Source organism: Xylophilus sp. ASV27 (assembly GCF_016428875.1).
GTDB lineage: Bacteria > Pseudomonadota > Gammaproteobacteria > Burkholderiales > Burkholderiaceae_C > Xylophilus.
In genome coordinates, this window is the sequence record NZ_JAELTO010000046.1 from 1 (window position 1) to 22,855 (window position 22,855).

Sequence of the window (22,855 nt, forward strand, 5' to 3'; positions counted from 1 at the left end):
CCCCCCCCCCCCCCCCCCCCCCCCCCCCCCCCCCCCCCCCCCCCCCCCCTTTTAGATGTGTATAAGAGACAGCTGCAGATGGAGGCGCTGACCGCCGCCGCCCTCGCCCACGCGCGCCCCGTGGCGCCGCCGCCCTTCAGCGGCGCGATGGCAGGCAGCCGGCCCGGCGTGCCGCCGCCGCAGCCGTTCCGGCTGCCGGAGGGCCGGCCCATGCCGCCCAGCGTGTCCATGGCCGACCAGTTGCGCCAGCAGCAGGCCGAGCGGCTGCAGCGCCAGCAATGGGAGCACCAGCAGCGGCAGCAGTTCCAGCAACAGCCGTTCCAGGACGCGCAGCAGCACAGCCCGCCGCCGGGCTACGACCCGCAGCGCGGCCAGGTCGAGCGCCAGCAGCGTGAACTGCAGATGCAGCAGGAGCGCCTGATGCAGATGCAGCGCGAGCAGGCCGCGCGCCAGCAGGACATGCAGATGCGCCAGCGCATGGAGCAGATGCGCGCCGAGCAGCAGCAGCGCCAGTTGCAGCAGGCCCAGCAGCAGCAAATGCAGCAACAACAGATGCAGCAGATGCAGGCGCAGCGCATGGAGCAGGAGCACCAGCGGCAACTGCAGCGCCAGTTGCAGATCCAGCAGCAACAGATGCAGCAACAGCCGCGGCGCGAAGGCATGCCGCCGCGCGAAGGCATGGGCATGATGCGGCGCGAGGGGCCGCAACGCCGGCAGGAGTAGACGGCCGTTGTCGCAGGCGACTGGGCCGGGTGGAGGCTAGCTCCCCGCCACCATCATGCGGTCGATCAGGATCGAGCCCACCGTCTTGGCGCCGTAGTTGTAGCTGTCCGCGCCCACGGCCTGGATGCCCTTGAACATCTGGCCCAGGTTGCCGGCGATGGTGATCTCCTGCACCGGGAAGGCGATCTCGCCCTTCTCCACCCAGAAGCCGCTGGCGCCGCGCGAATAGTCGCCGGTGACGTAGTTCACGCCCTGCCCCATCAACTCGATCACGAACAGGCCGGTGCCCAGCTTCTTGAGCATGGCGCGCAGGTCGTCGCCGGGCTGCGTCAGGCGCGAGGACAGCACCAGGTTGTGAGAGCCACCGGCGTTGCCGGTGGTCTTCATGCCGAGCTTGCGCGCGGAATAGGTGCTGAGGAAGTAGCCCTCGACGCGGCCGGCGTCCACCACCTTGCGCGCGCGGGTGCGCACGCCTTCGTCATCGAAGGGCGAACTGCCCTTGCCGCCCTTGATGAACGGGTCTTCCTCGACGTCGATGTGCTCCGGGAACACCTGCTGGCCCAGCGAGTCGAGCAGGAAGCTGCTCTTGCGGTAGAGCGCGCCGCCGCTCACGGCCTGGGTAAAGCCGCCGAGCAGGCCGGCGGCCAGCGGCGACTCGAACAGCACCGGGCATTCCGTGGTCGGAATCTTGCGCGCGCGCAGCCGCGACAAGGCACGCTCCGCGGCATAGCGGCCGACCGACTCGGGGCTGGCCAGATCGGCGGCGTTGCGCATTGAGCTGTACCAGGCGTCGCGCTGCATGTCGTCGCCGCGGCCGGCGATCGGCGCGACCGACATGCTGTGGCGCGAACTCGCATAGCCGCCGCGAAAGCCGCGCGTGTGCGCGCTGAAGAAATGCGACTGCTGCGCCGATACGCCGGCGCCCTCGCTGTTGGTGATGCGCCGGTCGGTCGACAGCGCCGCGGCCTCGCAGGCCATGGCCATGCGCGCGGCCTGTTCGCTGTCGATGGCCCAAGGGTGGAACAGGTCGAGGTCGGGCTGCTCGGTGGCGATGTCCTCGGCGTCCGGCAGGCCGGCCGCCGGGTCTTCGGCGGTGAAGCGCGCGATGTCGTAGGCGGCCTGCACGGTCTGCTCGATCGCGGTCCGGGAAAAGTCGGAGGTGCTGGCATTGCCGCGGCGCTGGCCGAGGTAGACCGTCACGCCCAGCGACTTGTCGCGGTTGCGCTCGACCGTCTCGAGCTCGCCCTTGCGCACGCTGACGCTCAGGCCGCAGCCCTCGGAGGCCTCGGCGCCGACGTCGGTGGCACCGAGCTTCTTGGCATGGGAAAGCGCCGCGTCGACGATCTCTTCGAAAAACGCGCGGCTGTAGCTGAAGCCGCTGGCGGCTTCGGTCGGGGATGGGGTCTTCATGGCGAGGGCTATGATACTTGCCGCCCTCCCCTCGCACCTTTGTTGCCCCGGCCTGCTCCACGCGGCCGCATCCATTTCCCGCCATGTCACGCAAACTCAAGAAAGGCTACTTCGTCCGCGGCCAGTTCGTAGCCGAGGGCAGCGAGCTCGATCTCGAGCTCAAGCGCGAGCTCAAGGGCATCGACGAAGTCCGCACCGCCAGCCGCACCGACCTCAAGAAGGAAAGCGACGAGCTGCAGGAACTGGGCGAAGCCCTGCTGACCCTGCGCGCAGAGCTGCTCGCGCGCCTGAACCTGCCCGAGAAGCTGGCGGATGCGCTGGAAGACGCGCGGCGCATCACCAACTTCGAGGGCCGGCGCCGGCAGATGCAGTTCATCGGCAAGCTCATGCGCAAGCTCGACGAGGCCACGCGCGAAGCCGCGCGCGCGGCGCTTGACGAGCAGCACAGCGGCTCGGCCCGCGACACCCTGGCGCTGCACGAGGCCGAGCAGGCGCGCGCCGCCCTGATCGCCGACGACGATGCGGTGCAGCGCTGGATCGCGCGCTTCCCCGGCACCGACACGCAGCAGTTGCGCGCCCTGGTGCGCCAGGCGCGCAAGGACGCCGTGCCGGAGAAGCCCGGCCTGGCGCCGCGCCACGGCCGCGCCTACCGCGAGATCTTCCAGTTCGTGCGCGCGCAGTTGAGCGGCGAAGACGCGCCCACCGGCCACGGCACGGCGGAGGACGGCGATGACTGATGCCGCCCCCGAGCCGGTACGCATCGGCATCGTCTCGATCAGCGACCGCGCCAGCCGCGGCGTCTACCAGGACCAGGGCCTGCCCGCGCTGCAGGACTGGCTGGGCCGCGCGCTGAAGAACCCGGTCACCTTCGAAGCCCGGCTGATCCCGGACGAGCAGGCCACCATCAGCGCGACGCTGATCGCGCTGGTGGACGCCGGCTGCGCGCTGGTGCTGACCACCGGCGGCACCGGCCCCGCGCCGCGCGACGTCACGCCCGAGGCCACGCTGGCCGTGGCCGAGCGCGAACTGCCGGGTTTTGGCGAGCAGATGCGCCAGATCAGCCTGCGCTTCGTGCCCACCGCCCTCCTGTCGCGCCAGGTCGGCGTGGTGCGCGGCCAGAGCCTGATCCTGAACCTGCCCGGCCAGCCCAAGGCCATCGCCGAGACGCTGGAGGGCCTGAAGCACCCCGACGGCAGCCAGGCCGTGCCCGGCATCTTCGCCGCCGTGCCCTACTGCATCGACCTGATCGGCGGGCCGTACCTGGAAACCAACGACGCAGTCTGCAAGGCGTTCCGGCCCAAGTCGGCGCAACGGCCGGTTTGCTGACATTCAAATTTGATAGCATGAAGCCTTAGGGCCATCTGCCTTTCAGCAAATAAAAGGCTGGAAACGCAGATGAATCTAAGGCTTCATGCTATCCAAAAAGAAGCAATCGCTACTTTCCCACCAGCTCCTTGAGCTTGCCGGCGGCAAAGCGCTCCTCCAGCGCCGCATCGCACGGCATGCAGTCGCGGCCGCGGCCCTGGGACAGGGCCTCGATGGCCTGCCACAGCAGCGCGATCTGGTGCTCCTGCGAGGCGGCGTTGTCGATCAGGCCCTTCATGGCCTGGCTCACCGGGTCGTCTTCCTGGGTGACGCCGTAGGCCGAGAACTTGCGCTCGGGCGTGGCGTCGGCGCTGGCGCCGCTCTTCGACGGGATGATGCGCGCCGGGATGCCGACCGCCGTGGCGCCGGCGGGCACCGGCTTGATGACGACGGCGTTGCTGCCGATCTTGGCGCCGTCGCCCACCGTGAAGCCGCCCAGCACCTTGGCGCCGGCGCTCACCACCACGTCGCGCCCGAGCGTGGGATGGCGCTTGGCGCCCTTGTAGAGCGAGGTGCCGCCCAGCGTCACGCCCTGGTAGATGGTGCAGCCGTCGCCGATCTCGGCGGTCTCGCCGACCACCACGCCCATGGCGTGGTCGAAGAACACGCGCTGGCCCAGCACCGCGCCGGGATGGATCTCGATGCCGGTGAGCCAGCGCGCGATGTGCGAGATGAAGCGGCCCAGCCACTTGAAGCCGCGCGTCCAGCAGCCATGCGCGAGCCGGTGCAGCACCACCGCGTGCAGCCCCGGGTAGCAGGTGATCACCTCCCACGTGCTGCGCGCGGCGGGATCGCGGTCGAGGATGCACTGGATGTCGGAGCGCAGGCGGTCGAACATGACTTCTGGTGGGTTCGTGATGTGCAGGCAGTCTATCGACTCGCTCCCGCGGCCGCCGACATGGCCTTGGCGACACCGCGCAGGATGTGGATTTCCTCCTCGGTCAACTGGGCGCGATGGAAAAGCTGCTGCAGCCGCGGCATGAGCTTCTTGGGCGCGGCGGGGTCGAGGAAGCCGATGTCCACCAGCGAGCGCTCCCAGTGCTCCAGCATGCCGGCCACCTGCTGGGTGTCGGCGCGGCGCGCCGCGGCTGCGGCCGGCGCCGGCACGGCGTCGAAGCCGCCCAGCGCCAGCCGCCACTCATAGGCGATGACCTGCACCGCGGCGCCCAGGTTGAGCGAGCCGAACTGCGGGTGGGTGGGGATGCGCAGCGCGACGTGGCAGCGGTACACGTCCTCGTTCTGCATGCCGAAGCGCTCGGAGCCGAACAGGAAGCCGACGCCGGCCTCCCCCGCCGCCGCGGCGCCGGCGGCAAAGGCCGGCAGGTGCTCGCGCGGTGCGCGGGTGGGCGGGCCGAAGTCGCGCGGGACCATGGCCGTGGCGCAGAGGTGGGTGATGCCATCGAGCGCCTCGTCCAGGGTGGCGACGATGCGGGCCCGGTCCAGCACGTCGAGCGCGCCGCTGGCGCGCTGGATGGTTTCCTCGCGCCGCAGCACGTTGTCCCAGCGCGGCGCCACCAGCACCAGTTCGTCGAAGCCCATGGTCTTCATGGCGCGCGCGGCGGCGCCGACGTTGCCGGCATGGCTGGTCTGGATCAGGATGAAGCGGGTGCGCATGGGAACCGTGCCGCGGGCCGGCGGGTAAAATCCGCACATTGTCGCCGCCCGCATCGCCGGGTGGCTCCGCGCCCCCCGGGCCGCCGCACCGCTCCTCCGTCACAACCGATATGTCGTCCAACCTGCATCCCATGCTCAACGTGGCCATCAAGGCCGCACGCGCCGCCGGCGCCATCATCAACCGCGCCGCGCTCGACATCGAGTCGGTGCGCATCTCGCAGAAGCAGGTGAACGACTTCGTCACCGAGGTGGACCACGCCAGCGAGCAGGCGGTGATCGAGACGCTGCTCACCGCCTACCCGGGCCACGGCATCCTGGCCGAGGAGTCGGGCAGCGAGCACGGCGCGCGCGACTCCGAGTTCGTCTGGATCATCGATCCGCTGGACGGCACCACCAACTTCATCCACGGCTTCCCGGTCTATTGCGTGAGCATCGCGCTGGCCGTGCGCGGCAAGATCGAGCAGGCCGTGGTCTACGACCCGACCCGCAACGACCTGTTCACCGCCACCAAGGGCCGCGGCGCCTACATGAACGAGCGGCGCATCCGCGTCTCCAGGCGCACGCGGCTGCAGGAGTCGCTGGTGTCCACCGGCTTCCCGTTCCGCCCGGGCGACAACATGCAGCAGTACCTGCAACTGATGGGCGAGGTCATGCAGCGCACCGCCGGCCTGCGCCGCCCGGGCGCCGCCGCGCTCGACCTGGCCTACGTGGCCGCGGGCTTCACCGAGGGCTTCTTCGAGACCGGGCTCTCGCCCTGGGACGTGGCGGCCGGCTCGCTGCTGGTGACCGAGGCCGGCGGCCTGGTCGGCAACTTCACCGGCGAGGCCGACTTCCTGGAGCAGCGCGAATGCCTGGCGGCCAGCCCGCGCATCTACGGGCAACTGGTGAGCCTGATCGGCAAGTACTCCAAGTTCGCGGGCGTGGCGGCCAAACGCTCGGCCGCCTACGTCCCGATCGGCGACGAGCCCGCGGAAGAGTCCGCCGCCGCCCCGGCGCCGGAAGAATCCCCCGCAGCACCGCCGGTGCGCAAGCTCACGCGCGTGCGCAAGACCTCCGGCACGGATCTCTGACGCCTGCCCTCGATGGGGCTGCCGGCACGCTTGCGCAAGAAGGCCTGGCGGGCGCTGTGCATGCTGCTGGGCCACCACATCACCAACGGCCTGGCGGTGGCCGTGGGCTTGATGCTGGTCACGGTGAGCATCTACCTGCTGGACGACCTGTCGGCCGCCTCGGCGGGCGCCGTGGGCGCGCTGATCGCCACGCTGCCCGACATGCCCGCGCAGAAGCGGCACAAGTTCCAGCAACTGCTGCCCGTGGCCGCGCTGGGCGCGCCGCTGTACCTGGCCATGCAGCTCGCGCACGAAAGCGCGCTGCAGCAGGGCGCGGTGCTGGTCTGCGGCACCTTCGTCGCCTTCATGGGCACGGCCTGGGGCAAGCGCGGCGGCCCGCTCAGCGCCGGGCTGATGTTCTCGATGCTGTTTTCCATGGCCTCGCCCGCCGCCGGTTTTGTGCTGGCGCTGGAGCGCACCGGCTGGTTCGTGTGCGGCGCGGGGCTCTACATGGTCTATGCGGTGGCGGCCAACGGCCTGCTCAATGCGCGCTACCGCGTGCAGTTGCTGGCTGCCACGCTGCTGGAGTTCGCCGAGGCGCTGCGCAGCCAGTCGCGCCGCTTCTCGCCCTATGCCGAGAGCGAGGTCTTGACCGGCGACATGCTGCGCCGCCAGGCCGCGCTGGCCGACACGCTGCAGGCCGCGCGCGACGTGGTGCTGGAGTCGCCGCGCACGCCGCAGCGCCAGAAGCTCGCGGGCATGCTGCTGAGCCTGCTGGAGGCGCGCGACCAGTTGGTGGCCTGCGAGCTCGACACGCAGACCCTCTCCAGCGGCGACCTGGCCGCGCTGCCGCCGCTGGCCGACGCGCTGGCGGCGGCGGCGCGCCAGATCGACGTGCTGGCCACGGCCCTGTTGCTGGGCCGCCGCGCGGCCGACGCGCAGGCCGTGCGCATCGCGCTCGGGCGGCTGTACCCGGCTGACGCACGGGCGCCGGCCGGCGATGCACCGTCGCCGCCCGCCCCGGCCCTGTCGGCCAGCGTGCGCGACGCGGCGCTGCGCGTGGCGGCCATCGGCGACGAGGTCGAGCGCCTGTTCGGCCTGGCGCGCGGCGACGAGGCGCCGGAACTGGCCACGGTGCGCGAGAACTGGCAGCTCTTCATCAGCCCCACCGGCTGGTCCTGGACGCCGCTGAAGTCCGAGCGCGGCTGGTACGGCCCCACGCTGCGCCAGGCGCTGCGCGCGGCCGCCGCCATCGGCACCGGCTTTGCCATCGCGTTGCACCTGCCCTGGGGCACGCACAAGTACTGGGTGCTGATCACCATCACCGTGGTGATGCGCGCCAACCTGGCCCAGACGCTGCAGCGGCGCAACGCGCGCATCGCCGGCACCCTGCTCGGATGCCTGGTGGTGATGGCATTTTTGTCCACCCACCCGCGGCCGATCGCCATCCTCGGCTGCATCGCCATCGGCGCGGCCATCGGGCATGCGTTCGTGGTCCGGCGCTACCTCATCACCGCCACCGCCGCCACCACCCAGGGCATGCTGCAGGCCCACCTGCTCAACGCCGGCGCCCATCCGGCCTTCGCCGTCGGCGAGCGCATCGGCGACACGCTGATCGGCGCCGTCATCGCCTGGCTCTTCAGCTACGTGCTGCCGGTCTGGGAGCGCGACCAGGTGCCGCGCCTGGTGCAGCGGGTGCTGCGCGCGCAGGCCCGCCATGCGCGGCTGGCGCTCACGGCCGGGGTCGAGCGCGCACCCGACGTCGACTGGCGGCTGGGGCGGCGCGAGGCCTACGACAGCCTGTCCGCGCTGGGCCAGGCCGCCGGGCGCACCCTGTCCGAGCCGGCCCGGGTCCAGCTGCCGCTGGAGCCGCTGGAAACCCTGCAGGCGCAGAGCTACCGCCTGCTGGCGCAACTGACCGCGGTCAAGTCCACCCTCCAGCTGCGCCGCGGCCAACTGCAGATGGAGCTGGTGGCGCCGGCGCTGGAGCGCACGGCCACGGCCATCGAAGAGGCGCTGAACACGTCCGCGGCCAGCGGGCGGCCGGAGCAGCCCGAAGCCCCCGAGCCGCCGGACGATGCGTCCATGCGCCCGCCCGACGCGCTGGCCGACGACCTCACGCCCTGGCTGCTGGGCCGGCTGGCGCTGGCCCAGGCCACCGCGCTGCGCCTGCGCCGCGCGGCCGATCGCGCGCTCGGCTGAGAAGGCCTGAGCGCGCTTTTCTTCCTCCCCGGGGCCATGCCCCCATATCTCCCAGGAAAGGTGGACGGATGCCCGATTTGTCGCAATTCTCCCCGTGGGTCGCCACCGCCATTGGCGCCGTGCTGGCCGTCATCGCCGCACTGGTGGCCTACCGCATCGGCGCGCTGGTTCTGCTGCGCGCCACCCAGCCCGCACCCGTGCTGCACGCCACCCTGCGCGCCTGCCAGCGCGCCGCGCGGCTGGTGCTGCCGCTGCTGGCGCTGCAGCTGGTGTGGCAGGCCGCGGGGAACGACATGCGCCTCATCGAGAGCGTGCGGCACCTCAACGGGCTGCCGCTGATCGCGGCCACCACCTGGCTGGGCATCAGCGCCATCAACGGGCTCGCGACAGGCGTCATCGCCCGGCATCCGCACGCCGTGGACGACCACCTGCAGGCGCGCCGCATCATGACGCAGGCGCGCGTGCTGGCCCGCACCGCCACCGTGGTCGCGCTGTTCGCCGGGATGGCGATGATGCGGATGACCTTCCCCGGCGCGCGCCAGGTGGGGGCGAGCCTGCTGGCCTCGGCCGGCGTGGTCGGCATCGTGGCCGGCATCGCCGCGCGGCCGGTGTTCAGCAATCTGATCGCCGGCCTGCGGATCGCGCTGGCACAGCCGATCCGCATCGACGACGTGCTGATCGTGCAGGGCGAATGGGGCCGGGTCGAGGAAATCACCGGCACCTACGTGGTGCTGAAGATCTGGGACGACCGGCGCCTGATCATCCCGCTGCAGTGTTTCGTCGAGAACCCGTTCCAGAACTGGACGCGTACCGGCTCGCAGTTGCTGGGCTCGGTGTTCCTCAGCGTCGACTTCGCCATGCCGATCGCACCGCTGCGCGCCGAGCTGGACCGCCTGGTGCCCACCCTGCCGGAATGGGACGGCCGCTTCTTCAACCTGCAGGCCACCGACACCACCGAGCGCACCATGCAGTTGCGCGTGCTGGTCACGGCGCAGTCCTCGGGCAAGGCCTTCGACCTGCGCTGCCAGGTGCGCGAGGCCATGATCGGCTTCATGCAGCGCGAATACCCGCAGCACCAGCCCACGCTGCGCGTGCTGGGCGGCCAGACGCTGGCGGATGGCCCAGGCGGTGCGGCGGAAGCCGGCTTGAAACGGGGCTGAAACCCGAGACCCGCTGCGGCCCCTCGCCGCTCAAGCACGGGGCAGCAGCCCGCCCGCAGGAATCGCCGCCTCGACCGCGCCCAGCTCACAGCCTGGGCCCGGCTGGGGCGGGATCCATCGTCCAGCCCGGATAATTGAGGGAGGCCACCGCTGGCCCATCAGACAGAGCGATCGATGTCACTCGACCAAGAGCGCAAACCGTTGAAACCATTGGGCGAATCGCCAGTGCCACCAAAAGAATCCATGGATACCTCCGCCCACACCCCCATGATGCAGCAGTACCTGCGTCTGAAGGCGGACTTCCCCACCACGCTGCTGTTCTACCGCATGGGCGACTTCTACGAGCTGTTCTGGGAAGACGCCGAGAAGGCCGCGCGGCTGCTGGACATCACCCTCACGCGGCGCGGCCAGTCGGCGGGGCAGCCGGTGGTGATGGCGGGCGTGCCCTTCCACGCCATGGAGAACTACCTGGCCAAGCTGATCCGCCTGGGCGAGTCGGTGGCCATCTGCGAGCAGGTGGGCGAGGTCGGCGCGGCCAAGGGGCCGGTGGAGCGCAAGGTGGTGCGAGTGGTCACGCCCGGCACGCTGACCGATGCCGAGCTGCTGCAGGACAAGGCCGAATCCGTGCTGCTGGCGGTGCACCACGGCCTGCGCAACGTGGTGGGGCTGGCCTGGCTGTCGGTCACGCAGGGCGAGATGCAGCTGGCCGAATGCCCGCGCGATGCGCTGGAGAGCTGGATCGCCCGCATCGCGCCGAGCGAGGTGCTCTACAACGGCGATGCCGCCAGCGCCTTTGCCCAGCAGTTGCAGGCGCTGCGCCGCAGCACGCCCTTTGCGCTGACCGCGCGGCCCGAGTGGCAGTTCGACGCGGCGCTGGGCCAGAGCAAGCTGCAGGAGCAACTGGGCACGCACAGCCTGGCCGCCTGGAGCGCCGAGGCACTGGCGCAGGCGCACGCCGCGGCCGCCGTGCTGCTGACCTTTGCCGAGCACACGCAGGGCCGCGCGCTGTCGCACGTGAAGACGCTGCGGGTGCAGCGCGACGACGAGCTGATCGACATTCCGAGCCTCACCCGCCGCAACCTGGAGCTGGTGAAGACGCTGCGCGGCGAGGACGCGCCCACGCTGTTCTCGCTGCTGGACACCTGCGTGACCGCCATGGGCAGCCGCGCCCTGCGCAACTGGCTGCTGGAGCCGCAGCGCGAGCGGCGCCTGGCGCAGCAGCGGCTCGACGCCATCGCCGCGCTGCGCGGCACGCAGGGCGAGGGCCCGTTCGGACGGCTGCGCGAGCAGCTCAAGGGCACCAGCGACGTGGAGCGCATCAGCGCCCGCACCGCGCTGCGCCAAGTGCGCCCGCGCGAGCTGGTGGCGCTGTCGCAGTCGCTACAAAAAGTAGAGCATATAGCCCAGATGCTACCTGGGCCATCGGCACTTTTCGATCAGATTTCCGACGATCTGCGGCCGCCGGCGGAGGTACTGGCGCTGCTGCACAGCGCGCTGCTGCCCGAGCCGGCCGCGCTGGTGCGCGACGGCGGCGTGATCGGCCCGGGCTTCGACGCCGAGCTGGACGAGCTGCGCGCCATCCAGGACAACTGCGACGGCTTCCTGCTCGACCTGGAGACGCGCGAGAAGGCGCGCACCGGCATCGCCAACCTGCGGGTGCAGTTCAACCGGGTGCACGGCTTCTACATCGAGGTGACCGGCAGCCATCTCGACAAGGTGCCGGACGATTACCGCCGCCGCCAGACGCTGAAGAACGCCGAGCGCTTCATCACCCCCGAACTCAAGGCCTTCGAGGACAAGGCGCTGTCGGCGCAGGAGCGCGCACTCGCGCGCGAGAAGTGGCTGTACGAGCAGGTGCTGGACGCGCTGCAGCCGCACGTGGCCGCGCTCAGCCGCCTGGCCCGTGCCGTGGCCACGGTGGATGCGCTGTGCGCGCTGGCCGAGCGCTCGCTCACCCTCGGCTGGTGCCGGCCGGTGTTCGCCAAGGAGCCCTGCATCGAGATCGAGGCCGGCCGCCACCCGGTGGTGGAGGCGCGCCTGGCCGAAGGCTACGGCGGCCCCGGCGCGGGCAGCGGCTTCATCGCCAACGACACGCGGCTGGGCCCGCGCCAGCGCATGCAAATCATCACCGGCCCGAACATGGGCGGCAAATCGACCTACATGCGGCAGATCGCGGTGATCGTGCTGCTGGCCTCCATCGGCAGCTACGTGCCGGCCCGCGCCTGCCGGCTCGGGCCGATCGACGCGATCCACACCCGCATCGGCGCGGCCGACGACCTGGCCAACGCCCAGTCCACCTTCATGCTGGAGATGACCGAGGCCGCGCAGATCCTGCACACCGCCACGCCGCACAGCCTGGTGCTGATGGACGAGATCGGCCGCGGCACCAGCACCTTCGACGGGCTGGCGCTGGCCTCGGGCATTGCCGCGCACCTGCACGACAAGGCGCAGTGCTTCACGCTGTTCGCCACCCACTACTTCGAGCTGACCGAGTTCCCGGCCAGGCACCATGCGGCGGTGAACGTGCACGTGAGCGCCACCGAGTCCGGCGCCGACATCGTGTTCCTGCACGAGATCCAGCCCGGCCCGGCCAGCCGCAGCTACGGCATCCAGGTGGCGCGCCTGGCCGGCATGCCCGCCGCCGTCGTCCACCACGCCCGCCACGCCCTGGCCGCGCTGGAAGAGAAGGCCAGCGCCCACCAGGCCCAGGTGGACCTGTTCGCGCCGCCGTCAGAGAGCGTCGCGGCCGGCCCGGGCCTGGTGGAGACCCGGCTGGCCGACATCGACCCTGATGCGCTCACCCCGCGCGAGGCGCTGGACGCGCTCTATGCGCTCAAGAAGCTGGCGCTGCGGGACCGATGACACTCCCCCGCGGCCGTGGCTGATCCGGGCCGCCATGCACCGCGACGGTGCCTGCGCCGGAGCGGCGGGCTGACCGTAAAATCACGGGCGTACTGACAGCGCGTCGCCGCCCGCGATCCGCTTCGAGCGGTACCGCCCTTTCCGGCAGCCAGCCTTGCGCGACGCACGCAGGAGCGGCCTGCCGTTCCTCCGGAGCCCCCATGACCTACTGCGTCGCCATCAAGCTCAACGCCGGCCTCGTCTTCCTGTCCGATTCCCGCACCAACGCCGGCCTGGACCAGATCAGCACCTTTCGCAAGATGCTGGTCTATGAGAAGCCCGGCGACCGCTGCATGGTGCTGCTGTCCGCCGGCAACCTGAGCATCTCCCAGTCGGTGCGCGAGATCCTGCAGGTCGAGCAGTTGAAGGAGTCCGAGGACAGCGAGCCGATCACCATCTGGAATGCGCGCAGCATGTTCGACGCCGCACGCGTGCTCGGCCAGGCGGTGCGCCACGTCTACGAACGCGACGGCGAGGCGCTGCAGCACGCGGGCGTGGACTTCAACGTATCACTGATCCTGGGCGGCCAGATCCGCGGCGAGGGCATGCGCCTGTTCCAGGTCTACTCGGCCGGCAACTTCATCGAGGCCACGCCCGAGACCCAGTACTTCCAGATCGGCGAATCCAAGTACGGCAAGCCGGTGCTCGACCGGGTCATCACCCCCGCCACGCCGCTGGACGAAGCCGCCAAGTGCGCGCTGGTATCCATGGACTCCACGCTCAAGTCCAACCTCTCGGTCGGATTGCCGCTGGACCTGGTGGTGTACGAGGCCAACGCCCTGCGCACCGACAAGATCATCGCCATCGACAGCGACAACCCCTACTACCGCATGCTGCACAACAGTTGGGGGCAGAAACTGCGCGAGGTGTTCGACAGCCTGGAAGACCCGGTCTGGGACGACACCCGCACCGACACCCCGCTGAAGGTGCCCGACGGCCGCATCAAGCCGCTGAAGAAGCTGACCAACCCGCGCGAGAAGCTCATCTAGCGATGGGCGCGCTGATCGTCTTCTCACACGCCAACAGCTTCCCCGCCAGCACCTATGCAGTGCTGTTCCGCAGCCTGCGCTCGCGCGGCTTCCAGGTGCGGGCGCTGGAGAAGCTGGGCCACGATCCGGCCTACCCGGTCACCAGCAACTGGCCGCACCTGGTGCGCCAGTTGAACGACTTCGCCGAAGAAGCCGTGCGCGGCCACGCAGGCCCGCTCTATTACGTCGGCCATTCGCTCGGCGGCTTCCTGAGCCTCATGACCGCCTGCCGGCACCCGCAGCCCGCGGGCCGGCCCATCGACGGTGTGCTGCTGCTCGACTCGCCCGTGGTCAGCGGCTGGCGCGCGGCCGCGCTGCGACTGGCCAAGAGCACCGGCGCCGTCGGCGCGCTGGGCCCGGGCTCGGTCAGCCGCAGGCGCCGCCAGCACTGGGACAGCCGCGCAACGGCGCGCGCGCATTTCGCCGGCAAGCTACTGTTCGCCGCCTGGGAGCCCGCCGTGCTGGACGACTACCTGGAGCACGGCCTGCGCGATACCGAGGGCGGCTGCACGCTGGCCTTCGACCGCGCCGTGGAAACCGCCATCTACAACACCCTGCCGCACAACCTGGACCGGCTGCTGCGCCGCCATCCGCCACCTTGCCCGGTGGCCTTCATCGGCGGCACGCGCTCGGCGGAACTGCGCCAGGCCGGGCTCGCCATGACGCAGCGGGTGACCCAGGGCCGCGTCAGCATGCTCGAAGGCAGCCACCTGTTCCCCATGGAAAAACCGCTGGAGACCGCCGCTGCGATCGAGGCGGCCCTGCGGCAGTTCTGAGAGGCTTTCTTCCCTGCTCTCCACTGCCTCGTGCGCGCAACGCCAATACGTGCACCCCGGGAAATAGCAGCGCTCCGCCACGCCCCGCAACCGGGCAGGCAACAGAGCCGTGGCAACTTCATGGGCGTGGCGCTCGATCCGCTTCCTATCGGTGAGGCCGCCATCAAGCGCAGGCGGACATGGTCAGGTGCCCAGATCATCTCTGTTGTGCAAAGCCAGCGCGTGTATGGCGGGGAAGTCGAACTGCTCCAGCAGTTCACGCAACCGGGTCGTGAATGGCACGTAGTCGGCGTTGCTGGCGTAACCGTCGATCCAGCTTTCAATATCGGAGAAACGACCATGCAGCGCCAGATCCGCGAGTTCCCCCAGGGCCTGATCGCCCGGCATGGTATCCCGCGGCACATGGGGTCTCGGCAGTTGCCCATCAGATACCGCCTCCCTTTTCGAAACAGCAGGCCAATCTGCGCCGGATAAGTCGATGACGGGTGCGGAGAGCCCGAAGGAAAACTTAGTGCCTTTGCCGAGGGCGCTGGTCACGCTCAGAGACTCCCCCATCGCCGAGAGAATGCGCTGCGAGATGATGAGGCCCAGCCCTGTACTGCCGCTCTCAGCCTGGATCTTCTTGAACGCACAGAAAATATCGACATTCTGGTCGAGGTCGATGCCAACTCCTGTATCGCTGACAGAAAATTTCAGGACACAGATACCACACTCAGACTTCGCCGTTACGGACAGCGTGATTACACCGTCGCGAGTGAATTTAGCAGCATTGGAGATCAGATTCAATAAAACCTGCTGCAATCGCTTTCCATCTATTTCTATCTGGCGGGGCAACCGATCAGAGGAAACGTAGTGGAAGCGATTGTTTTGTTGCGTCGACAGCGCAATGGCATATTCATAAATATCGTCAAGCAAGATATGCAAGTCCGTCGCGGTGGGCTTGATAGCCAGAGGCCGTAGTCCGGACTTAGTGTATTCCAACAGCTCCTCGATCAGGCCAAGCTGGTATTTGACACTGCGCTGGATGGTATGCAGCATCTTTCGCTGCTTTTCAGGCGCATCAGCAAGCAATATTGTGGAATAACCGCGGATGGTTGCCAGCGGCGCGCGCAAATCATGCCCGATGTAGCCCAGCACTTCAATATTCTGCCGCTCTTTTTCCCTCGCGTCCTTGAGTGCTGCATTCAGATCTGCGTTCGAGGCAGATGTTTGAATAGCAGCATACCGATCGGCCTGACGCTGCATCACCATTCTCTCTACTATATGACTGGAGAGTCGAATCAGAACCAAGCCGATCGCAGCGACCAGCATCCCTATGAAAAAATGCTGCCTGCGCATAGTTGCCAAGCCATCCAGCGAAGCCAGCGTCAGCAATTGATATTGCGTATTGGATAGCGGGTGGCGCTTCAGCAAATAAGGACGGCCTTCGACGAGCCATTGATCGGCAGCGCCCTGGCCCTCCATGGCGCGTATGTCCATGGGTTTTCCCGGATCTTCCCCATCATCTGAAGCCTGCACGGTGCCCGGCGGCAGGAGCGCCGTCACATTGCGTAGCATGAACCCCTCAGATGAAGTGGTGGTGACACGCCCCTGGCGGTTCACGATCAATGCAATATTCGCCCCTGTCAAGTAACGAGCCATGTCTGGTGCATCAAACCTCACGGTGACCGTGCCCAGCGGCATGTCATCCTGGTCATTGATGCGACTGCTCACGAAATAGGACGGGCTTTTATTCAGGCGGGCGATACCGAACGAATGCCCATTGCCGTTGCGCAATGCGTCGCTCAGATAAGTCCGATCCGAGTAGATCATCCCTACGATACTGCCAGGCTCTGCCCAATTGCTGGCCGTCACCGTATCATCCGTCAGATTGTTCATGTAGATGCGGGCATAGCGCAGGTCGGTGGACAGTGCATTCATGAAATCGCCCACCTTGCGCACCAGAGGATCGCGAGTGAACTGCGCCGCACGCTGCTCACGCGTCAACTCGGTGAAGCCGGGCGGGTCGGTGCGATAGCGGATGGCAAGCTGGATCACCTCACCTTGGCGTGCCACCATATTGGCCACGCTGACCATTTCGCTGAACAGCCGGTCCACTACGCGCGCCGTTGCCTGGGTTTCGTACTTGGCACGGGCATCCAGGCTCATCAGCCATGCAGCCACCATTCTCTGAGAAATCCACCAACCCGTGGCCATCACCAACACCAGCCATGCGGCGGTCAAGCCCATCGTCACCTTGCGCACGAAAGGCGGCATCGACCGACCATCACGGCCGCTCCATGGCGATAATTCACTTGTTTTCTCGATGGAAAGAGGATGCCCCAAACCGCTATCTTTCATGTGCATGGCTGAGCAAATCTGGTCGAGATGATTTTCTGCAGTGCATCAACATTCTCCTGCGACTCGCTCCTCAGCTGAACGGGCGATTTACCCCAGAATTTCCTGAATTCAGTGGCAAAATTGGCGGAATTCGAATAACCAACTTCCATTGCCACATCTGCAACCGACAATGTGCTTTGCCCAAGCATGAGTGCGGCTCTGCGCATGCGCTCCTGGCGCATGAATTCGAATACCGAGACGCGATCACAGGTCTCGAACACGGCGTTCAGACGTCGCATCGACACACCCATGCGAGAAGCGACATCAGAGCTCTTGAGGGAGGGCTCATGGATATGATTCAGGATGAATTCCGTCGCCGCCTGCTTAATCAGCAAACTCGCCGGCAATGGATTCGATGCGGCGAGGCCACCGCCGACCTGATCGATTCCATCATCACGGACAACAGGACGCGCCCTTCTTTGCGAGAGTGTCAAATGAATGCGCGTGCGCTCCAGTATTTCATCAACAAAAAATGGTTTGCTGATGTAATCCACGGCGCCAGCCCGCAAGCCAGCCAATCTATCATGCTCGTCGGTCAGAGCTGAAAGAAAAAGAATTGGGATATGCTGGGTTGCTGGATTGGTCGTGAGCAGGCCTGCAATTGCAATGCCGCTACGCCCTGGCATGCGCACATCCAACAAAATCAGATCCGGCTGCAACACCGTAGCCCGTGCATACCCATGGTCGCCATTGAGCGCCACGCTGACGCGATAAGACGCACCGCGCAGCGCAGCGACCAAGAGGCGAAGCTGATCGGGATCGTCGTCCACAATCAGTATGTGCGGAGACTGAACTTCACTATTGCTCATGTGCTCTTGGTGACTATCCCAACCTTTACTGATTACCAATTGTCACCCAAGCGAGCAGGCGGCGCCTTGCATCCTTACTTTTTATTTGTTTTTTATATTTTTCTTTGCTTTTTTGCCATGTCGCTCGCGTGCGACTGTCCGGCGCACACCTTCAGGCAAGCTTGCCGCCCGACGTTCTGAGCCTGCCATGGTTCCGCTCAAGGCCTTCGCCAGATTGCTCGCATTGCCCCACTACACCACGCCCAGCCGCTGCATGCAGGCGCCTAGCCGCCACCCAAGTGGCCGCGTGTGAGGCGCGCCGCACACGCGGCCGGCGCGGTTGGCCATCGCCCCGCGACCTGCGGAGAATTGATATTGCCCGCAGAGGGAATCATGCAACAACGCCGCACGGAAAGTGGATCGTCGAGCGCGGCCAGCGCCTGAACGCAGGCACGCCGATTCCCCAGCCTGCCTGCGGTAGTTCCCGGCAGGAACTTTCGCTCAATCGAGCGACATGCCACACCCGCACTGCTTGTTGCTTTCACGCACACTTTTCTTGGAACTTCCATCGCGACCAGTCGAAGTCCAAACAAAACAGCACGACACCAAAGATACGCGGTCTGCAACCTCTGTACAAACTGCCTTGACAATTCATATGGGCACATGTGCCCACCAAGGCGCCGAAGACGTCCATGTTTTGTGCTCGCAGCTTGCGATGCCGTCCGAAACGCACCCGCAGCCCCTTGCATGCATTGGGCGCCGCGCCTGTGGCTGCACGGCTGGGTGTGGGAGGCATTCGCCGCCATGCGCAAACCGGTTCATGGTGCAAAGCGTCTGCCGGAGCAGATGTACGCCATCTCGAATTATCCCTTTAATCGTAATCAGAGGATAGAGAAATGAAGTCAAAGCAATCATTGCTAAAAACTCTTGCCTGCGGAAGCACAGCGGTCGCCATGCTGACTTATGGCGCAATTGCAAAGGCACAAGTTTTCACAGAAACGTTTGGAAATAGTCCCACGCGCGTGAGCAACCTGTATGTGCCCAGCGGGAACTTCGCTTTCGCCGGCAGTGGTTCCGTGTCCGACGGATCATACACCGTCATGCGACCCCAAGGTATCACTACCTCAACAGGAGACAATTATTGGACCAACTTGACAAGCGATCACACTGGCGATAATGGCGGCGCATTGATGGTGCTGAACGCCGGCCCTGAGCTTCGTGAAGTCTACCTGCGCGATTTCAATGTGCAGCCGGGAACCAGCTACGAGATCAGCGCATGGCGCTATGTGGTCAACGGCAATGGGGGAGCAGGCTCTACGAATCCCGTATCCTGGTCGCTGCAGATGCGCAATCCCGCCAATAATTCTACCTTGGCGCAATCGGGTCCGCTTGCAAGTACTCCGACGCAAGCTTGGGTCAAGTCAACCTATCAATTCACCGTTCCAGCTGACTGCCAGACTACGGGAGTTGGAGTGCCGGCAAGGCTGGCGTTGACCAATCAGACCGCGGCAATTAACGGCAACGATTACTATATCGATGACATTTCCGTGTCTGTCATTGCCACCAACAATGCTCTGGATCAGTACTGCCCAGCACCTGCGAACCCGGTACCGACTCTTGGCCAGTGGGCCTTGATGCTGCTCTCCATGACCTTGGCAGGATTCGCAGCCTTGAGGCTACGCGGCAGCCGCAGATATTAAATCGGCTCTTTAGGCTGCGCGATTTTTCCGTTCCAGCCTGCCAGTCAGCTGGTGCCGACGAAGAGCAAAAGGGCTTACGCCCATTTCATTGGATCCAGTCAAAAGTTCTTAAGATTGCAGCCTTAATCCAAGCGGTAACGCGCCACGGGTTTAGATCAATATACAAAAAAAACGTCAGCCCGCAGTTTCATTATTTTATATTTTTTGGAAATCAAGAGTAAGGCATGAAATTTTCCAACAATCGTTTCAGCGGTTCGCGCGCCATTGCAAAAGCCGTGCCGGTCGCATTACTGGCCTGTTCTTTCACGTTCAGCACGGTGAACGCGGCCGTGTATGCGCCAGATGATTTTGCAAACGGCGGAGGGACAAATCTAGAAACCATGGTCATGGCCAAGGACGGCAATAATCGTCTTTTGATTGGCGGCTTATTCAGCACGGTCGAAGGGCAGCCGGGTTATCAAGGTGTGGCGCGCTTCAAGGCGAATGATTCGCTGGACACGAGCTTCAAGGTAATGACCGACGATTTCGTGAAGGCCATTGCCGTTCAGCCGGATGGAAAGATCCTGATCGGCGGCCAATTCCACTCGGTGCGCCCGACGGGAAGCACCACCAACACGACCTTCTGGGGCATTGCGCGCCTGAATGCCGACGGCACGCTGGATACCTCGTTCCAGAACGCGCCAGTGGGCCAGGTCAAGGCCAACAATAATGTGCGCGGCATTGCCGTGCAAGCTGACGGAAAGATCGTCATCGGCGGCTACTTCACCCTGATCGATGGAGTGGTCAGCAACCGCATCGCTCGCCTTAACCCGAATGGCACGCTGGATACCAGCTTCAACGTGGGTGCGGGCGCCAACGGCAACATCGAAGACGTGAAGCTGCAAACCGATGGGAAGGTTCTCATTTCCGGATCATTCACGCAGGTGCGAGGTGTCGATCGCTGGGGCGTTGCGCGATTGAATACAGATGGCACGCTTGACACTGGATTCAATGCCGCTGCTAGTCCGGGGGGCCAAAACGGAGCTTGGGATGGCTCTTTTCCGGTATACCAGTTAGCCGTGCAGAGCGACGGCAAGGTGCTGTATGCCGGGGGTACCCATCGCTATGCAAATGAAGTCCACTGGCGCATCGGGCGTTTGAATACCGATGGCACGGTGGACAGCAGTTTCAATTCTTACGTCAACTGGTGGGCAACGTCCGTGGCCCTGCAGAAAGTGGGCACCGAGGAAAAGATCGTCATTGGTGGAGATTACGGACGGGCAGGGCGAGCGGATACCGCCACCAGCGCCGTGATTCCCCCAGATGCGGCTCGCCTGCGCGTCGCGCGCTTCAACGCGGACGGCACTCTGGATACGACGTTTGATACCTCCAACGGCGCCAACGCGTGGGTCTGGTCAGTTCTACCCAACGACGACGGTACGGTGTATCTGGGGGGCAAGTTCACCAGCGTCGCGGGCATGGCACGGCGTGGCATTGCTCGCCTGGCGCCATTGGATCCCACCAAGCAGATCATCAACTTCGCTGCTCCGGATCCCGCTGTGTATTCGGCGACGAACGGAGCCGCATTTACCTGGAGCCCGACGCCGCCCACGACCAGCAGCGCAAATCTTCCGGTGACGTATACAAGCCTCACGACAGCGGTGTGCTCGGTGAATCAGACAACGGGTCAGGTGACTTTGCCCAACCCTGCAGTGACGGGGCTGTGCACGATTCAAGCCGATGCGGCAGCGGGTCAACAGGTGATCAATGGCACCCCCTATAACGTCACCGCAGCGCCACCTGTCCAGCAAAGCATACAGATCGACGCACCGCCCGATCAGAGCATCAGCTTTCCTGCGCAATCCGGCCCTCGGAACGTGGCCGACGGCGCATTCGCCATCAGCCCTGCGGCCACCGCCAGTTCTGGCTTGGCGGTGACCTACACCAGCCTGACGCCCACGGTGTGCACGGTGTCGGGAACCAATGTCACCCCATTGAGGGGGGGGGTCTGCACGATCGCCGCCAATCAGGCTGGCGGAACCGTAGGAGCCGTCAATTTCAATGCGGCGGCTCAGGTCACGCAGAACGTGGCCGTGCAAAGTGGGCAAAGCATCTCCTTCCCCGCGCAAAGCAATCCCACGCAAAGCGTGGTGACCGGCGGCACCTTCGCCATCGCACCCGCAGCCACCGCGACCTCGGGCCTGCCAGTGACCTACGCCAGCTTGACGCCTGCGGTTTGCACAGTGGCGGGCACGGCGGCGTCGGTGACGGTGCTGAGCAGCGGCACCTGCACGATTGCGGCCAGCCAGCCGGGCAACGACTACTTCACCGCTGCGGCTTCGGTCAACCAGTCAGTGCAAGTCACCGCGCTGCCTCCGACGGCGGTGCCCACGTTGAGTACCTGGGCCTTGGCGCTGCTGGCAGGATTGTTGGGTGTCATGGGCTTTCGCCGCCGCGCGCACGCGGGGTGAGGATGTAATCCGCCCACTTCGCCAGCGGGGCTGGCCTATGGCAACGCTGAATAAGTCCGCGTGGTGGCGCGCGCCCTGGTGTGGGATGGGATGCAAGGCGCAAACCGCAGCCATAGCCGCAGCTATGGCGAGGATTTGCAACGCCGCAGACCGCCCACAGCAGGGATGCGCGACACGCGAGGGGCTTGTTCAGCGTTGCCCTATGTCTCGCTGGCGAATACCACAGGGCCCCCTACCTGGTTCAACGAGAAAATCACCATGTACCTGATCAAACAGATACCGGCTGCCCGCCGTGGCATCAAATCTCAACCCAAAGGGCTTCATCTGCGGATCTCAGCGACCATTGCACTAATGGGTCTGACCGTTTCCCAGGCAGCTTTTTCGCAGGCAAACATTCCACCAGTCGCATGTGACGCGAGGCTCTATATCTCTCAAGGCAACGGTGGTCCGACTTCGCTTTACTACAGCAACGGATCTCTGCCACTAAGCTTCGCCCTTCAGGGAAATGCGCCAGCAGGAGTTCAGTACAACGCATTGGGCATGAGCCCTGCAGGTCTCATGTACGCCATGAACGCCGGGGATAACGTTCTGCTGCAAATCAACCCTGCCAATGGTTCTGTCAGCACGTTGGGGCCAGTCACAGGCCTTCCGGCGGCTTCCTAAAATAGTGGGACTTTCAGTACTGCAGGCACTTACTACGTAAAGCCTTTTGGCAACACAAGTGTCATTTACGCGGTTGACATCTCCGCCCAAACAGCCTCGGCGATTCAGTTGGTGAATGCGGCCGCGAACCCCGCTCCGTTCACGGCCTCTGACCTGGCTTGGGCGTCTGGTGGTCTATATGCGACAGACGATGCTGGACAACTCCATTCGATCGACGTCGCCACGGGGCGGGTGACTGACATAGGTACCGCAGACGCCACGGGCGGAGTTCTTGGGGCGCAGTTCGGGTTTACCGACGGCCTGTTCGGTGCGGCAAACGATGGTTCGGGTTATTACCAGATCAACCTCGCCACGGGTCAGCGAACCCGTTTGTCGACCGCGCCGCCGGCTACCAGCAACGACGGCGCCAATTGTCCCTTAGCGGCATTTGCCGCCGTCAAGCCCGCCCCAGCGCCAATCCCCACACTGGGTCATTGGGCCTTGATGCTGCTGGCCGGCCTTATGGGCTTGACGGGCTTGAGGCGCCTTCGCACTTGATAAGCTAAGGCTAGCGACCCGCTCAAATTTCGCGCGTCCTTATCTTGGGCGTTCTGCGGCGTTGCAACTCCAGCATTACTGCCGCGACCGTGACGCGGTGCGCTGCATCA

At 65.8% G+C, this 22,855-nt stretch carries 17 protein-coding genes and 3 pseudogenes; 14 read left to right on the forward strand and 6 right to left on the reverse strand.

The window, feature by feature from the left end; translation table 11 throughout:
- Positions 1 to 723, forward strand: a pseudogene (locus JHD63_RS11410) (hypothetical protein); the annotation flags it as partial.
- A gap of 36 nt (positions 724 to 759) precedes the next feature.
- Here JHD63_RS11410 and pmbA read toward each other — a convergent pair.
- Entirely contained in the window at positions 760 to 2,133 is a 1,374-nt protein-coding gene (gene pmbA, locus JHD63_RS11415) for a metalloprotease PmbA (protein WP_198970873.1), read from the reverse strand.
- An 83-nt stretch (positions 2,134 to 2,216) separates the two neighbouring features.
- On the opposite strand from pmbA, the gene yjgA reads away from it, so the two are divergent.
- Complete coding sequence (gene yjgA, locus JHD63_RS11420) at positions 2,217 to 2,870, forward strand: ribosome biogenesis factor YjgA (RefSeq protein WP_198970874.1); 654 nt, start codon at positions 2,217 to 2,219, stop codon at positions 2,868 to 2,870.
- Entirely contained in the window at positions 2,863 to 3,459 is a 597-nt protein-coding gene (mog, locus tag JHD63_RS11425) for a molybdopterin adenylyltransferase (RefSeq protein WP_198970875.1), read from the forward strand. The genes yjgA and mog overlap by 8 nt, the downstream gene beginning before the upstream one ends.
- A gap of 109 nt (positions 3,460 to 3,568) precedes the next feature.
- Here the strand turns inward: mog and cysE are convergent, their stop codons facing one another.
- Together cysE and JHD63_RS11435 are read right to left on the reverse strand one after the other, a co-directional pair.
- Positions 3,569 to 4,336: a serine O-acetyltransferase gene (gene cysE / locus JHD63_RS24755; RefSeq protein WP_198970876.1), complete on the reverse strand. Its 768-nt coding sequence runs from the start codon at positions 4,334 to 4,336 to the stop codon at positions 3,569 to 3,571.
- Between the two features lie 32 nt (positions 4,337 to 4,368).
- Positions 4,369 to 5,112 (reverse strand): RNA methyltransferase, encoded by a 744-nt coding sequence (locus JHD63_RS11435; RefSeq protein WP_198970877.1) that lies wholly within the window; start codon positions 5,110 to 5,112, stop codon positions 4,369 to 4,371.
- Positions 5,113 to 5,222: 110 nt separating this feature from the next.
- Between JHD63_RS11435 and JHD63_RS11440 the strand changes: the two genes are divergently transcribed.
- The 6 genes from JHD63_RS11440 to JHD63_RS11465 all read left to right on the forward strand — a co-directional run bounded on the left by JHD63_RS11440 (position 5,223) and on the right by JHD63_RS11465 (position 14,228).
- On the forward strand, positions 5,223 to 6,182 hold the full coding sequence (locus tag JHD63_RS11440; RefSeq protein WP_198970878.1) for an inositol monophosphatase family protein: 960 nt from the start codon (positions 5,223 to 5,225) through the stop codon (positions 6,180 to 6,182).
- A gap of 12 nt (positions 6,183 to 6,194) precedes the next feature.
- Positions 6,195 to 8,363: an FUSC family protein gene (locus tag JHD63_RS11445; protein WP_198970879.1), complete on the forward strand. Its 2,169-nt coding sequence runs from the start codon at positions 6,195 to 6,197 to the stop codon at positions 8,361 to 8,363.
- A 68-nt stretch (positions 8,364 to 8,431) separates the two neighbouring features.
- The gene (locus JHD63_RS11450; RefSeq protein ID WP_198970880.1) at positions 8,432 to 9,523 is read left to right on the forward strand and encodes a mechanosensitive ion channel family protein; all 1,092 of its coding nucleotides are present in this window, start codon (positions 8,432 to 8,434) and stop codon (positions 9,521 to 9,523) included.
- A 243-nt stretch (positions 9,524 to 9,766) separates the two neighbouring features.
- Positions 9,767 to 12,385, forward strand: coding sequence for a DNA mismatch repair protein MutS (gene mutS / locus JHD63_RS11455; RefSeq protein WP_198970881.1), 2,619 nt, complete (start codon positions 9,767 to 9,769; stop codon positions 12,383 to 12,385).
- Positions 12,386 to 12,585: 200 nt separating this feature from the next.
- The gene (locus JHD63_RS11460) at positions 12,586 to 13,413 is read left to right on the forward strand and encodes a proteasome-type protease (RefSeq protein ID WP_198970882.1); all 828 of its coding nucleotides are present in this window, start codon (positions 12,586 to 12,588) and stop codon (positions 13,411 to 13,413) included.
- 2 nt (positions 13,414 to 13,415) lie between these two features.
- Positions 13,416 to 14,228, forward strand: a complete 813-nt coding sequence (locus tag JHD63_RS11465) for an alpha/beta fold hydrolase (RefSeq protein ID WP_198970883.1) — start codon at positions 13,416 to 13,418, stop codon at positions 14,226 to 14,228.
- A 183-nt stretch (positions 14,229 to 14,411) separates the two neighbouring features.
- Here JHD63_RS11465 and JHD63_RS24000 read toward each other — a convergent pair whose 3' ends face one another.
- From JHD63_RS24000 to JHD63_RS11475, 3 genes and pseudogenes are all read right to left on the reverse strand, one after another.
- On the reverse strand, positions 14,412 to 15,365 hold the full coding sequence (locus tag JHD63_RS24000; protein WP_370590481.1) for a sensor histidine kinase: 954 nt from the start codon (positions 15,363 to 15,365) through the stop codon (positions 14,412 to 14,414).
- Positions 15,366 to 15,443: 78 nt separating this feature from the next.
- A pseudogene (locus JHD63_RS24005) lies at positions 15,444 to 16,484 on the reverse strand (GGDEF domain-containing protein); the annotation flags it as partial.
- Between the two features lie 80 nt (positions 16,485 to 16,564).
- Positions 16,565 to 17,416 carry a response regulator transcription factor gene (locus tag JHD63_RS11475; RefSeq protein ID WP_198970885.1) on the reverse strand — a complete coding sequence of 284 codons (852 nt, stop codon included), beginning with the start codon at positions 17,414 to 17,416 and terminating at the stop codon, positions 16,565 to 16,567.
- A gap of 726 nt (positions 17,417 to 18,142) precedes the next feature.
- On the opposite strand from JHD63_RS11475, the gene JHD63_RS11480 reads away from it, so the two are divergent.
- From JHD63_RS11480 to JHD63_RS25280, 5 genes and pseudogenes are all read left to right on the forward strand, one after another.
- Complete coding sequence (locus tag JHD63_RS11480; RefSeq protein ID WP_198970886.1) at positions 18,143 to 18,295, forward strand: hypothetical protein; 153 nt, start codon at positions 18,143 to 18,145, stop codon at positions 18,293 to 18,295.
- Positions 18,292 to 19,095, forward strand: a complete 804-nt coding sequence (locus JHD63_RS11485; RefSeq protein ID WP_198970887.1) for an IPTL-CTERM sorting domain-containing protein — start codon at positions 18,292 to 18,294, stop codon at positions 19,093 to 19,095. The genes JHD63_RS11480 and JHD63_RS11485 overlap by 4 nt, the downstream gene beginning before the upstream one ends.
- A 224-nt stretch (positions 19,096 to 19,319) precedes the next feature.
- The gene (locus JHD63_RS11490) at positions 19,320 to 21,545 is read left to right on the forward strand and encodes an IPTL-CTERM sorting domain-containing protein (RefSeq protein ID WP_198970888.1); all 2,226 of its coding nucleotides are present in this window, start codon (positions 19,320 to 19,322) and stop codon (positions 21,543 to 21,545) included.
- Positions 21,546 to 21,896: 351 nt separating this feature from the next.
- A pseudogene (locus JHD63_RS25275) lies at positions 21,897 to 22,613 on the forward strand (DUF6923 family protein); the annotation flags it as partial.
- Between the two features lie 51 nt (positions 22,614 to 22,664).
- Positions 22,665 to 22,745 (forward strand): IPTL-CTERM sorting domain-containing protein, encoded by an 81-nt coding sequence (locus tag JHD63_RS25280; protein WP_445327101.1) that lies wholly within the window; start codon positions 22,665 to 22,667, stop codon positions 22,743 to 22,745.
- The last annotated feature ends 110 nt before the right edge of the window (positions 22,746 to 22,855 follow it).

What these genes read in the sequence shown, in the direction of transcription:
- pmbA (WP_198970873.1), bottom strand. Translation starts at nt 2,133, where the DNA reads ATGAAGACCCCATCCCCGACCGAAGCCGCCAGCGGCTTCAGCTACAGC.
- yjgA (WP_198970874.1), top strand. Translation starts at nt 2,217, where the DNA reads ATGTCACGCAAACTCAAGAAAGGCTACTTCGTCCGCGGCCAGTTCGTA.
- mog (WP_198970875.1), top strand. Translation starts at nt 2,863, where the DNA reads ATGACTGATGCCGCCCCCGAGCCGGTACGCATCGGCATCGTCTCGATC.
- cysE (WP_198970876.1), bottom strand. Translation starts at nt 4,336, where the DNA reads ATGTTCGACCGCCTGCGCTCCGACATCCAGTGCATCCTCGACCGCGAT.
- JHD63_RS11435 (WP_198970877.1), bottom strand. Translation starts at nt 5,112, where the DNA reads ATGCGCACCCGCTTCATCCTGATCCAGACCAGCCATGCCGGCAACGTC.
- JHD63_RS11440 (WP_198970878.1), top strand. Translation starts at nt 5,223, where the DNA reads ATGTCGTCCAACCTGCATCCCATGCTCAACGTGGCCATCAAGGCCGCA.
- JHD63_RS11445 (WP_198970879.1), top strand. Translation starts at nt 6,195, where the DNA reads ATGGGGCTGCCGGCACGCTTGCGCAAGAAGGCCTGGCGGGCGCTGTGC.
- JHD63_RS11450 (WP_198970880.1), top strand. Translation starts at nt 8,432, where the DNA reads ATGCCCGATTTGTCGCAATTCTCCCCGTGGGTCGCCACCGCCATTGGC.
- mutS (WP_198970881.1), top strand. Translation starts at nt 9,767, where the DNA reads ATGGATACCTCCGCCCACACCCCCATGATGCAGCAGTACCTGCGTCTG.
- JHD63_RS11460 (WP_198970882.1), top strand. Translation starts at nt 12,586, where the DNA reads ATGACCTACTGCGTCGCCATCAAGCTCAACGCCGGCCTCGTCTTCCTG.
- JHD63_RS11465 (WP_198970883.1), top strand. Translation starts at nt 13,416, where the DNA reads ATGGGCGCGCTGATCGTCTTCTCACACGCCAACAGCTTCCCCGCCAGC.
- JHD63_RS11475 (WP_198970885.1), bottom strand. Translation starts at nt 17,416, where the DNA reads ATGAGCAATAGTGAAGTTCAGTCTCCGCACATACTGATTGTGGACGAC.
- JHD63_RS11480 (WP_198970886.1), top strand. Translation starts at nt 18,143, where the DNA reads ATGCATTGGGCGCCGCGCCTGTGGCTGCACGGCTGGGTGTGGGAGGCA.
- JHD63_RS11485 (WP_198970887.1), top strand. Translation starts at nt 18,292, where the DNA reads ATGAAGTCAAAGCAATCATTGCTAAAAACTCTTGCCTGCGGAAGCACA.
- JHD63_RS11490 (WP_198970888.1), top strand. Translation starts at nt 19,320, where the DNA reads ATGAAATTTTCCAACAATCGTTTCAGCGGTTCGCGCGCCATTGCAAAA.